This is a genomic window from Saonia flava (assembly GCF_011927795.1).
Lineage (GTDB): Bacteria > Bacteroidota > Bacteroidia > Flavobacteriales > Flavobacteriaceae > Saonia > Saonia flava.
Window position 1 is genome coordinate 619,869 of record NZ_JAATJJ010000002.1, and the last position, 11,585, is coordinate 631,453.

The 11,585-nt window shown below is 35.3% G+C and carries 13 protein-coding genes and 1 tRNA gene; 5 read left to right on the forward strand and 9 right to left on the reverse strand.

The annotated features are described in order from the left end of the window. The first annotated feature begins 144 nt into the window (after nucleotides 1-144). Entirely contained in the window at nucleotides 145-297 is a 153-nt protein-coding gene (locus GGR42_RS14890; protein WP_167965658.1) for an SsrA-binding protein, read from the forward strand. Here the strand turns inward: GGR42_RS14890 and GGR42_RS14895 are convergent. Further along, a complete protein-coding gene (locus GGR42_RS14895) occupies nucleotides 294-806 on the reverse strand; it encodes an adenine phosphoribosyltransferase (protein ID WP_167965660.1) in 513 nt (170 codons plus the stop codon). The genes GGR42_RS14890 and GGR42_RS14895 overlap by 4 nt on opposite strands. 73 nt (nucleotides 807-879) lie before the next feature. Here GGR42_RS14895 and GGR42_RS14900 point away from each other — a divergent pair. Both GGR42_RS14900 and GGR42_RS14905 read left to right on the forward strand, forming a co-directional pair. Then, a tRNA-Arg gene (locus tag GGR42_RS14900) sits at nucleotides 880-953 on the forward strand. Between the two features lie 157 nt (nucleotides 954-1,110). Next, on the forward strand, nucleotides 1,111-1,845 hold the full coding sequence (locus GGR42_RS14905; RefSeq protein ID WP_167965662.1) for a hypothetical protein: 735 nt from the start codon (nucleotides 1,111-1,113) through the stop codon (nucleotides 1,843-1,845). 46 nt (nucleotides 1,846-1,891) lie between these two features. On the opposite strand, the gene GGR42_RS14910 is transcribed toward GGR42_RS14905, so the two are convergent. The 8 genes from GGR42_RS14910 to GGR42_RS14945 form a co-directional block, all read right to left on the reverse strand. After that, a complete protein-coding gene (locus tag GGR42_RS14910; RefSeq protein ID WP_167965664.1) occupies nucleotides 1,892-2,077 on the reverse strand; it encodes a YgaP family membrane protein in 186 nt (61 codons plus the stop codon). 19 nt (nucleotides 2,078-2,096) lie between these two features. Next, on the reverse strand, nucleotides 2,097-2,402 hold the full coding sequence (locus GGR42_RS14915; protein ID WP_167965666.1) for a hypothetical protein: 306 nt from the start codon (nucleotides 2,400-2,402) through the stop codon (nucleotides 2,097-2,099). A gap of 1 nt (nucleotide 2,403) precedes the next feature. Beyond that, on the reverse strand, nucleotides 2,404-5,598 hold the full coding sequence (locus tag GGR42_RS14920) for an efflux RND transporter permease subunit (protein ID WP_167965668.1): 3,195 nt from the start codon (nucleotides 5,596-5,598) through the stop codon (nucleotides 2,404-2,406). Between the two features lie 18 nt (nucleotides 5,599-5,616). Then, the gene (locus GGR42_RS14925) at nucleotides 5,617-6,699 is read right to left on the reverse strand and encodes an efflux RND transporter periplasmic adaptor subunit (RefSeq protein ID WP_167965670.1); all 1,083 of its coding nucleotides are present in this window, start codon (nucleotides 6,697-6,699) and stop codon (nucleotides 5,617-5,619) included. Nucleotides 6,700-6,707: 8 nt separating this feature from the next. After that, entirely contained in the window at nucleotides 6,708-8,012 is a 1,305-nt protein-coding gene (locus tag GGR42_RS14930; RefSeq protein ID WP_167965672.1) for a TolC family protein, read from the reverse strand. A gap of 147 nt (nucleotides 8,013-8,159) precedes the next feature. Further along, nucleotides 8,160-9,062, reverse strand: coding sequence for a hypothetical protein (locus GGR42_RS14935; RefSeq protein ID WP_167965674.1), 903 nt, complete (start codon nucleotides 9,060-9,062; stop codon nucleotides 8,160-8,162). An 83-nt stretch (nucleotides 9,063-9,145) separates the two neighbouring features. Then, on the reverse strand, nucleotides 9,146-9,814 hold the full coding sequence (locus GGR42_RS14940; protein ID WP_167965676.1) for a DUF6799 domain-containing protein: 669 nt from the start codon (nucleotides 9,812-9,814) through the stop codon (nucleotides 9,146-9,148). A 236-nt stretch (nucleotides 9,815-10,050) separates the two neighbouring features. After that, nucleotides 10,051-10,413 (reverse strand): rhodanese-like domain-containing protein, encoded by a 363-nt coding sequence (locus tag GGR42_RS14945; protein ID WP_167965678.1) that lies wholly within the window; start codon nucleotides 10,411-10,413, stop codon nucleotides 10,051-10,053. Between the two features lie 132 nt (nucleotides 10,414-10,545). Between GGR42_RS14945 and GGR42_RS14950 the strand changes: the two genes are divergently transcribed. Continuing rightward, complete coding sequence (locus tag GGR42_RS14950) at nucleotides 10,546-11,022, forward strand: hypothetical protein (RefSeq protein ID WP_167965680.1); 477 nt, start codon at nucleotides 10,546-10,548, stop codon at nucleotides 11,020-11,022. A gap of 158 nt (nucleotides 11,023-11,180) precedes the next feature. Next, nucleotides 11,181-11,570 (forward strand): hypothetical protein, encoded by a 390-nt coding sequence (locus GGR42_RS14955; protein WP_167965682.1) that lies wholly within the window; start codon nucleotides 11,181-11,183, stop codon nucleotides 11,568-11,570. Nucleotides 11,571-11,585: the final 15 nt, after the last annotated feature.

Genomic DNA, 11,585 nt, shown 5'->3' on the forward strand with positions numbered 1-11,585 from the left:
CAAATTTTTGCTGTTCCTAATGTTATCATTGATAACGATAATTATTTAACTTGAAATGGTTTTAGTTGTACATTAAATTAAGAAGGTAGTTCATGACATACCTTCTTCTTCTTAAGTTCTTATATTTGTATCAAACCCAACCCCTTGAAAAAAGTAATTTTTAAATTTCTGGCCAGAGTAAACAAAATGCTCCTCCCAAGCTTCTCTAAAAAACAATTGGACCTGTCCAAGGCCTCAAAAATGGAAATGGCCATTATAGGATGGCGCTATTATGTAACCACCAATGCACTGGGTTAATAATGCAGCAAAGAGCGAACATTGTATTCTTCTAACTGCTCTCTTCCTTTAAGAAAATCCAGTTCAATCAAAAAATTGCACTGTACAATTTCCCCTCCAAGCTTTTCCACCAACCTACACACTGCCGATGCTGTACCTCCAGTGGCCAGAACATCGTCATGAATGACTACTTTTTCTCCTTTTAAAATACCATCTGCATGCATTTCTAAAGTATCTTCCCCATATTCCAAAGCATAGCTTTCAGATATTTTATTGAAGGGCAACTTACCAGCTTTACGAACGGGAACAAATCCAGCATTTAAACGAGTGGCCAGCCATGGTGCAAAGAAAAAGCCACGACTTTCCATACCTACAACCTTATTTACTTCTTGATCCCCAATGGATTCCAATAATTCTTGAGACACAGCTTTTATGGCTAGATTATTTTGCAACAATGGAGTAATGTCCTTAAAGACGATTCCTTTCTTTGGAAAATCTTCTACATCGCGTATGTACTTCTTAAAATCCATTTCTTTTAGGCATAAGGGTTTTGCAGTAAATTTAAAAAGAAATATATTTGCAGCCCTATTAAAGGGATATAAAGGCCTCGTGGCGCAACTGAATAGCGCATCTGATTACGGCTCAGAAGGTTACAGGTTTGAATCCTGTCGAGGTCACTGATATATAAAAAGCAAGCTAAATCATAAAGCTTGCTTTTTTATTTTGCCTTGCCCAAAAGGTAGTTTCCCTCACCCAAGGTATTCATAAACTTATTTTACATAGTAGCTCCCATATTTAATATGTAGCTTAAAAAAGACTACCTAGGACACTAGTATGAAAAAAACAATTCTTTTAATGGTATTGATTGCATATACTTCTTGTAAGTCCTCTTCTGAAACCTATTATTATACAACTTATAAGAATATTGAATATTTACCAATAGACCCATTGGAGTATGGGTATCCTATTCCCGTTTTGGAAAACAATGTCAAAAAATACAAGGACATGTTTTTAGCTACCAAAGAAGAGAAACTTAATTACCTGGTTAATGAAAATGTGCTTGTCACCATTTTGGAACTAACAAAAGATGGTGAAATTAATCTGGGGCCCTCTGCCACTTCTTCAAAAAACAAGCAATACAGAATTGTCATGGATTATTCCAAGCATAAAACATTAAATAACAGCTCTTTGGGGTCAGCTAGAATTGGAGTGGGACTACGTTTGATAGCAAAAGTAAAGTCCAACAAAAGTAATGTTGGCTTTGGAGATTTGTTTGCACTGGGAATTGCAGCAGAGTCCAACCATGTAAAAGGAACCTTAGCTATAGAGGTAATTGGTATAAAATCTAAAGACGTTACCAATATTATACCGTTTCCCAGTGAGATAAATCCAACAACAATTCAACATGCCATGCAAGCCATGGCCACCATTAAATCAAAAATTTATGACAACACAACTCAAATCTTTCCCCAAATCATTGCTATAAAACTAAATGAAACCAATAATTGCACCCAAATGGACTTAATAGAGAGTTTAAGTCTAAAAAATAACGGCTATGTTAAAAATTAAATTTTAGTAGTTATACGTTTCATATCAAAAAATTTGAAGGTGAAATTTAATCCTTAAGACCGAACTTCTTAAGAATAACTTCTAAAAGACACCATTTTGTAAAGGCGGATTGGATTAAATTAACACCAATAAAAACCGTAAACCATAACCAGTTCAGATTTACATAGGCACTTAACACAACACTTAACAAAACCAAAGTGCCAACAATTACTCTAAAATATGTATTTAGCATTACATTTATTTTTTTAAGGTTAAATATATTTTTCTATTGGGACCACTACCGCTTTTATTGGATTGTTGGTCTCCATATTTTCATTAAAATCTTCAATCAACTTAAATAGAACATCTACTTTATCTTCGGTGGTAAATGAGAAAAACATACTAGATTCCGCACCACTTTTCTCACTTGGAAACCAACTGGATGTCCTTAATAAAGAAGGAGCATTTTTGTAGCCGTCTATATCCGAACCGCTAAAATTTTCAATTCCTGCCTTTTTAAATAGTTGTAAAATTTCTTTATGAAATTGTTCTACAACTGTCACGATCAATAATTTCATTTTATTTATGGTTTTTACGTTCAATCATATAATACACCAATGGCACAACCAATAGGGTTAATACAGTGGAAACAATGGTTCCTCCCATAAGTGAGATTGCCAACCCTTGAAAAATAGGATCAAAAAGAATTACAAAGGCACCGATCACCACCGTCCCTGCAGTTAACAAAATTGGTGTAGTTCTTACGGCTCCTGCTTCAATAGCAGCCTGTTTTAAAGGCACACCTTCATCCAAACGGAGATTTATAAAGTCAATTAACAATACCGAGTTCCTTACCATTATTCCCGCTAAAGCAATCATTCCAATAAATGATGTTGCAGTAAAAAATGCTCCCATAATCCAATGTCCCAGTACAATCCCAATCAATGATAACGGAATAGCAACCATCATGACCACTGGCGCTTTAAAGTTTTGGAACCAACCCACAATCAGTAGATATATAATAATTATGGCTCCCATAAAGGCGATACCCAAATCTCTAAATACTTCCAGAGTAATTTGCCATTCTCCGTCCCATTTTACTGTATAATTATCTTCAAATTCTGGTTGCCCCAAATACATTTCATCCAGTTTATAACCTTCTGGAAGTTTTACTTCCTTCAATTTATCTTCCATTCCTAAAATAGCATATACAGGGCTCTCCAGCTTTCCAGCCATATCTGCCATTACATAAACCACTCGCTTTTGGTTTTTTCTGTAGATACTTTTTGCTTTAGTTGTTGGTTGAATATCTACCAAATCACCAATAGTAATCATAGTGCCCTGTTGTGATTTCACTTTTAGTTGCGAAATATCACTTATGGTAGATTTTTCTTTTTCATCCAACGCTAGAATTAAACCAACTTGGTTAGAAGCATTTTCATCATACAGCGTGGTAATCGCCCCATTGGATAATGCCATATTCATGGTGTAAGCAATTTGCTGAGGGGCAACACCATATAACATTGCTTTTTCCTTGTCAATGTTGAATTCGTATTCTACCTGATCTGCTTCAACCATCCAATCGATATCCACAACATCATCTGTGTTTTTTAGGATATTCTGTACTTGATTGGCTACATCAATTTGCTCGTCATAATCCGGTCCGTATACCTCAGCGACAATTGTTGACAATACTGGAGGTCCCGGTGGAACTTCAACTATTTTAACATTGGCGTTGTATTGCTTAGCAATCTTTTGAATTTCTGGACGCAACAATCGTGCGATATCGTGACTTTGATCACTACGTTCTTCTTTGTCAACCAAATTCACTTGAATATCTGCCATATTACTACCTCCACGTAAATCGTAGTGGCGTACCAATCCGTTAAAGGTTATTGGTGCAGAAGTACCAACATAACTTTGATAGTTTACCACTTCGGGTCTTGTAGATAAATATTGTGCGATTTCTTGCGAAACCACTGCTGTACGCTCTAAAGTGGTCCCTTCTGGCATATCTATAACCACTTGGAATTCGTTCTTGTTATCAAAAGGCAACATTTTTACAGCAACCGATTTGGTAAAAAACAATACCATTGAACCCATTAATAACGCAAATGTCAATCCAAGAAACAACCAGCGCTTACCTTTATTTTCAAGTAAAGGGCGCTCAAACTTATCATACATTTTGTAGATAAACGTTTCTTCCATTGGTTTTTCAACCTTTTCTTCTTCTCCCTTTTTATCTTTTTCACGGAGGAAAATATACCCTAAATATGGGGTGATTGTTAGCGCTACAAAAAGTGACAATATCATCGCAATAGAAGCTCCAATTGGCATCGGTGACATATATGGTCCCATTAAACCGGATACGAAAGCCATTGGCAATACCGAAGCAATTACCGTAAAGGTTGCTAAAATGGTTGGGTTACCAACTTCATTGATGGCATATAAAGCCGCTTGCTTAAATGGTAGGCGTTTCATCTTGAAATGCCTATGCATATTTTCGGCTATAATAATGGAATCATCTACTACAATCCCTGTTACGAATACTAAAGCAAACAAAGTAATTCGGTTTAGTGTATAATCCAGCATGTAGTAGCTCAACAATGTTAAAGCAAAAGTAATTGGTACTGATAAAAACACTACCAATCCTCCACGCCAACCCATTGCCAGCATTACCACAAATGTTACCGCTATGATAGAACCTATAAGGTGCAATAATAATTCTGATACTTTTTTAGAAGCTGTTTCTCCATAATTTCTAGTAATTTCCACATGAACATCGTCTGGAATTAAATCCGTACGCAAATGCTCTACTTTTTCAAGAATAACATCCGCTATTTTCATTGCATCCGCACCTTTTCGCTTTGCAATGGAAATAGTTACAGCTGGATATTCCGATTTATACGTTGTTCCCTTTTCACTAGCTTGACCAAAACCTAGGCTTACATAATTAATAGGTACTTCTGGACCATCAACAATTTTTGCAACTTGTTTTAAATAAATAGGCTGATTTTGTTGAACACCAACTACTAAATTCTCGACATCTTCAACCGTTTCCAAGAATTTTCCTGTGTTAACAAGAAATTCCGTATCGCCTTTATCAAAACTTCCAGCACTTAATTGTTTGTTGTTGGCTTTGATCATTTCAGAGACAGCCAAGAAATCCAAACCGCTTGCAGAGAGTTTGTCTTTATCTAAAACCACTCTTAACTGACGATCTCTACCACCAATTTTATGTGTTACGGCAACATCATTTACCTTTTCAATTTCATCTGTTAATTCTTGGGCAATTTGCTTTATTTGATAATCATCATAATTTTCACTCCACAATGTTAAACCCAACATTGGCACATCATCAATTGCACGTGTTTTCACTAACGGAAATGTAACACCTTGTGGCATTTGGTCCATATGCTTATTGATTTCGTTGTACATTTTCACAAACGAACGCTCAATATCTTCACCAACATAAAATTGAACAATGACCATTCCTTGTTCTTGCATCGATGTTGAATACACGTACTCAACACCTTTTATATTGGAAATTAATTTCTCTAATGGTTTTATAACTCGTGATTCCACTTCGGTTGGACTTGCTCCAGGATAACCAACAAAAATGTCTGCCATTGGCACATCAATTTGTGGTTCTTCCTCACGCGGAATCAAAAACGAACTATACACTCCAATAACCATAAACACGATCATTAGAAGCACAGTAAGCTTAGAGCCTATAAAGACTTTGGCAATTTTTCCTGCTAAACCTTCTTTCATTTTTTTAAGTTTTTATGATTATTGAATTGAAATTTTTGCTCCGTTGAATAGTTTTCCTTCGGCAGAAACGATATAAGATTCATTGGCTGATAAACCCGATAAAACTTCTACATTGTCCCCATAAGTTCTTCCCAAGCGCAACCAACGCAATACAGCTGTATTACTTTGGCTTGTGGTGTAAACCCCTGTTAATTGACCACGGGTAACGATGGCTTCTGTTGGGATTAACACCATTGTTGATGCTGTTGCTTTTTTAGCTACAGGAAATTGCACTGTGGTAAACATTCCAGATAAAATAGTAGCACCCGTTTCATCTAAAAGTACTTTTACCAAGAATTGTCCGCCAGTATTTTTTGCCGATGTACTTACTTCCGCCACTTTTCCTTTTATCGCTTTATTGATAGATTTTACAACCACATCAACTTCAATTCCTTTTTTAATTTGTGAAATCTCACTTTCTGGAACCATTGCAATCACTTCAAATTTCCCTGGGACTTCCACAGAAATCAAGGGCATTCCAGGATTTGCCATATCCCCCGCTTCGATATTTTTGCTAGTAACCACACCACTAAAAGGTGCGGTAATATTTGAATAGGCAAATTGAGAATTAACTTCATTCTTCATTTGGTTTGCAGCTTCCAAACGCGCTTTAGCCATTTCAAAATGCGCTGTCATATCATCCATTTCCTTTTGAGACGCACTGTTATCCGCAAATAGATTTTTAAAACGATTGTAATCTTTTTGCGCATTGTTGAAAGCTGCAGTTGCTTCAGTAATACCTGCGTTTACTTGCGCTCGTTTTGCCTGTAAATCTGCATTATTAATAGAAACCAATAACTGTCCTTTTCTAACTTCATCACCAACATTTACATGAACTTTGTTTACAAAACCCATCATACGAGTGCTTAAATCTGCACTATTTTCTGCTTGAACTTTTCCACTGGCAGTCACAAACGGGTTGTTTCCATCAGCTTGTACGGCATTAACCTTTACAGCAATTGGTGACGTATTATCAGCAACTGCTTTTTTATTATCACTACCGCAACTCATTACAAAAATTGATAATGCGATTACAGCGATCATGTATGTATATTTTTTCATCTTAATAATTATTCTTTAGTTAAAAATTGTAAATAAGCTTGTGCGTAATTGTACTCGAATACTGTTTGATAATATTCTAATTGCTTTTGTGCGTATTGTGTTTCTGCCATTAAAAGGTCTGATGTTTTTTCCAATCCTTCTCCGAATCTATTCGTTCTAATTCTTAAAGATTCTTTGGATTGTTCCAATGCTAATTCTGTTAATTTTAGTTTGTTTTCAGCATCTAATAGCATACGTTTTGCTTTATTGAATTCTAGCTGACTTTGAGATACGTACTGTTCGTATTGTAGCTTGGATTTTTCAAATTCGGCTTTACTTTTTTGAGCTTTCCCAAAACGTTTGGAACCTTGAAATAAATCCCAGCTCAATTGCGCTCCAAATAAATACCCATTTGCATCTGCCTGAAAAATCTCATCGTCATACAACTCATAGCTTCCAAAGGCATTTAAACGAGGTAAGAAGGTCATTCTATCTGCTTTGTACATTTTTTCATAGGCTTGTGTACCATATTCCATTGCTTTGATATCAGAGCGCTCTTCAGAAATAGTACTGTTATTTAAACGATAAGAAATCGCCGCTAAACTGTCCAATGGCTGTATAATGACATCGCTCTCTTCATTCATCAAAAAAGACAGGTAGTTTGATGCATTCCTTACATTACTTTCAGCTGTTTGCAAATGATTTTGAACTTCGGTAACATGTACCTCCACAGCCAGCACATCTGCCCTTTGTATATAACCTTCTTTAAAGCTGTTCCCTGCGATTGTTTTGTTGGCAATTGCTGCTTCCAACGCTTTATTTAATACCTCCACCGCTTTGTATGCCAATTGCAACTGCATATACCCTTTTTCAACCTCTAAAGCTATATAGTCCTGAGTTCTTTCTGATTGTAATGAAGTAGCGTTAAACTTGGCTTTAGCGGCCTTTCTTTGATAAAAACCATCAACATTGATCAACGGTTGTTGTATTTCGAACTTGGTGGCAAAATTTTCAATTTGGGAAGGATCATTTAACAGTGTTGGGTTAAAATCTGCCTGTGTCAGGATTTGTTGGTTCAGTTTAGAACCAAAAGCCATTAATGGGTTTGTTGTTGCAATCCCAGTATGGGAAGCCGTTATATTTGGTAAGAAAACGGAGTTGGTTTGATTTAAATCTCCCTTTGCAGCCAATACATCTTGCTCGGATATTTTAAGGGCCCTATTATTTTCCTTTACCCTGGTTACAACTTCTTCTTTTGTTATGTGCAAAACTTCTTGCGCTCTAACAAAAAAAGTAGATGACAGAAATCCTATTAGTAGTAATAATTGTTTCATATTTAATTTATTTAATGCAAAATTAGTTTGGTAAAAAGGTTTGTGCAGTAACATATGTTACCAAGCATATAAATAGCCCTTTCGGTTAGACCATTTTATCTGGAAGCAAACAACTTGGGAACAATAATCCTTTTCTAATGGGGTTTTCTAGTTAACCTTTTTAGTATTGAACCAGTAACTTATACCAATAGAGAAATAAAATACACTTTCCAAATCTTCCGTGATTGTTGTTTCTTCAGTAATAATAGTAGAACTAGTTTGTGGTAGGGCCAATATTGGATTAAATGAGAAAATAAATTGGTCGTGATAGTATTGCAGGGGAAGGCTAAGCTCTACATTTAGAATATTGAATTTGGAAACTTCTTCTATTTCTACCATTACTGGAGCAGATAAGCTTGAACTTCCAGAGCCTTTACCTTGGCCCTTTCTATTTCCCAGACGACTTGTACTATAATATTCTTGGTAAAAATATTGTGATCCGGCATACAAGGATACGGTAGGGCTCAATAAAAAACTATTGTCACTAGAGTTAAAGGTATGATCTAAAATAAATCCTGCAAAAATATCTGCAGAGTCACCGTTGTTTAGATAAGTACTGGCCATTAGGGTTACCTCTGCGACCTGAAAATCATAACTGACCATACCGGTTATATCTCCCACAATCTCAGACCTAACATTATAACTATCATCATTAAAGAAATACTTTGTTCCAGAAATGCCTCCGCTAAATTCATTTGAAGTAAAAATGTAACCCGCACTTATTAGAAAGAGATCTACCCTGTTCTCTTCGGAGCCAACAAGATAAGATGCTGATCCATCCACAAAAAAACCTGATTTATCATAATATCCGATTGAAGGGAAAATATAGGGTGCCGCAATGGAATCCCTTCTGCCCATAAATACTGCATCATTGATATAACTAACATCTGACAAAAGGTACGATTGGTTTTCACTTGATTTTTGCTTAACAGACTTTTTATTGTTTTGGGCCACTAGATTAATCTTGATAAAAACCAATATTATAAAGGAAACTATAAGTCTTGTTTTCATGACCAAAATTTAAGTTGATATTATAAATAGAATTGAAAAAAGCCTTGCTTTCTTATTGAAGCAAGGCTTTTTTAGAACTGAATTTATTTGGTACTTTTTTTCTTTTTTTGGACACCAGGTTTTGTCTGCGGCTTTTTTTTCAACATATTCTTATTGGCTTTCATATTTTTCTGAAGCAACATTTTTCTATGTTGGTACATATTTTTATACATAGCACCATCCATATTGATACACTCACCGTCTTGTAGTTGCAGTTGTTTCCGTTCATGGTTTTGATAACTACCATCAGGATTAATTATAATGCCATCACCCAAGTTTACCTGTTCTTGAATTCTATTTTGTTCCCTATTTCTTATTTTAAAGACCTCACCATCGATAAGCATTACTTGGTACCTATTTTGGTTTCGTTCCTGAATCTGGGCCATACTTAGACCTTTGCCTTCCTGTTTCACCTTATACCTATATTGATATTCATTTCGGTATTTAATACCGTCATTGTCCAAACACTCTCCATCTTTCAAACGCAAACGGTCACGGTCTCTTGTTTGGTAACTCCCATCTGGATTTACAGTAGTACCATCATTTAAAACAATGGGATCTTGTAACCTTACTTGATCTCTATCCCTTATTTGAAGTACATCACCATCTACCATCATCAAACGGTCTTGGTCACGGTCTTGAACTTTATCTTGTGCTTTGATTGCAACAGTTCCAATAACTGATAGCATCATTAAAAAAAATACCCTTTTCATTTTTATAGTTTTACATTAATACTATGTCAAATTTAGAATGCAATAATAAATTGCAAAATGATATAGGTCAGTAAACCCTTATTTTTTAAGGGGTTAATCGAATTTTTTATGTGACAATTGTTACATAAAATGACACTGTTCAAAATCAAAAAAACTTTAGTAAACAAAAAAAAGGGAAACGTACTTATGTTTCCCTTTTCTATTGTAAATATCATTGAAATAAACTTATTTATTCATCACAAGAAAGTGTTAGTATTATCCCAGGCCATATAACCACCACTTAAATCCACAATTTTTTCAAAACCCATTCCCACTAGTCTTGCAGCTGCCTTTTGACTTCGGCTACCTGACCTGCAATAGATATAAACGGGCTTTTCCTTATCAAACCTCTTAAAGGTTTCATTAAAAGTAGTGGCATCAAAAAAATCAATGTTAACCGCATGCGCAATATGCCCATTATTGTATTCTCTGGCAGTACGTACATCTACAAGTTGAACGTGTGGATTCTTAATCGCCTTACCAAAATCTTCTGGGCTTATTACCTCTATAAATTCTGAAGAGCGTGAAGTTGAACCAAAAAATGTTTTTAAAAAAGACATAATTTAAAAATTTTATATTTTCTATTAGTTGCAAAATTAGTAGGTAATATATACTTGGGCAGTAACATTGGTTACAGAAAGTTCAACTCCTTAATTAGTTGCTTCAAAATCTTTATTTTTACAAAAAAACTTATGAAGAAATTAATATTGCCCATCGTATTCATATTCGTCAACCTTCTTTTTATTTCTTGCTCATCGGATTCCTCTGAAGATTCCAACAACGTAAGTCCTTCCGCAGAAGTTATGGGATCCTGGGCTTTGGCGGAAATAAATATAAACCCTCCACAAGATGTAAATGAAGATGGAACGGCATCTACCAATGTTCTGAATGAATTAAGTTGCTTAAATTCCACTCTTTTATTAAATAATGATTTCACTTGGAGCCTTAGTGGAACCGATTTGAATGTTCAGTTCATTACTGGCAACCTATACAATCTAACCTGCAAACCTACCAGTAGTCTTGTGGGTACTTGGGGTTTCTCCAATAACACAGTGATTTTAACTGGAAATATAGATATAACCCTTCAACTAAGTAATGGAAACACCTTAACGAATTTGCAAAATTTGGACTTACCCGATGTACAAAGTGTGGTCTATGTAAAACTATAAAGTAAAGAGGAATACAAGTAAATACCTACAACAGCTAGTCAATTTTATTATAATTCATTGTCTTAAAATTTACAAACAAAAAAAAAGCTGAAAAAGCTAAATATTAGTTGATTGGGTAAAGCATATTTTGTTAATTTTAGTAGACCAAACCATAAATATTGAAAGCTGTAGAATTAAACCCCCCAGGCAGTTTTTGCAATTGGAAACCAAGTACACTAGAGGAGTTGAAAAACAATTCTATTGCTGATTCATTTGCGGGTGCCAACCTTTTATTTGAGAATGAATATGTGAAATTATGGGACATTACACTAGCCCCGGGTGAGCGTTTACCATTTTCTAAAAAGAATACCAATTATAGTTGGACCTGCCTTTCAGGTGGTCAAACTATTTCCCATTATACAGATGGCACCATAAGGATGTACAAAATAGAGAAAGGAGAAACTACTTTTTTCCAGTTTAAGAACAAACACCATGTAAGTGATTTAGAGAATGTTGGTAAAAACATAGTTGTCATACATATACTGGAGTACAAGCATGAGGATTTTTAAGCGTACCTCAAGCCC

Bases quoted from the DNA above. Each gene is read 5' to 3' on its own strand.
- GGR42_RS14930 (WP_167965672.1), bottom strand. From the start codon at position 8,012: ATGAAACAATTATTACTACTAATAGGATTTCTGTCATCTACTTTTTTT.
- GGR42_RS14950 (WP_167965680.1), top strand. From the start codon at position 10,546: ATGAAGAAATTAATATTGCCCATCGTATTCATATTCGTCAACCTTCTT.
- GGR42_RS14940 (WP_167965676.1), bottom strand. From the start codon at position 9,814: ATGAAAAGGGTATTTTTTTTAATGATGCTATCAGTTATTGGAACTGTT.
- GGR42_RS14945 (WP_167965678.1), bottom strand. From the start codon at position 10,413: ATGTCTTTTTTAAAAACATTTTTTGGTTCAACTTCACGCTCTTCAGAA.
- GGR42_RS14920 (WP_167965668.1), bottom strand. From the start codon at position 5,598: ATGAAAGAAGGTTTAGCAGGAAAAATTGCCAAAGTCTTTATAGGCTCT.
- GGR42_RS14895 (WP_167965660.1), bottom strand. From the start codon at position 806: ATGGATTTTAAGAAGTACATACGCGATGTAGAAGATTTTCCAAAGAAA.
- GGR42_RS14910 (WP_167965664.1), bottom strand. From the start codon at position 2,077: ATGCTAAATACATATTTTAGAGTAATTGTTGGCACTTTGGTTTTGTTA.
- GGR42_RS14905 (WP_167965662.1), top strand. From the start codon at position 1,111: ATGAAAAAAACAATTCTTTTAATGGTATTGATTGCATATACTTCTTGT.
- GGR42_RS14935 (WP_167965674.1), bottom strand. From the start codon at position 9,062: ATGAAAACAAGACTTATAGTTTCCTTTATAATATTGGTTTTTATCAAG.
- GGR42_RS14915 (WP_167965666.1), bottom strand. From the start codon at position 2,402: ATGAAATTATTGATCGTGACAGTTGTAGAACAATTTCATAAAGAAATT.
- GGR42_RS14925 (WP_167965670.1), bottom strand. From the start codon at position 6,699: ATGAAAAAATATACATACATGATCGCTGTAATCGCATTATCAATTTTT.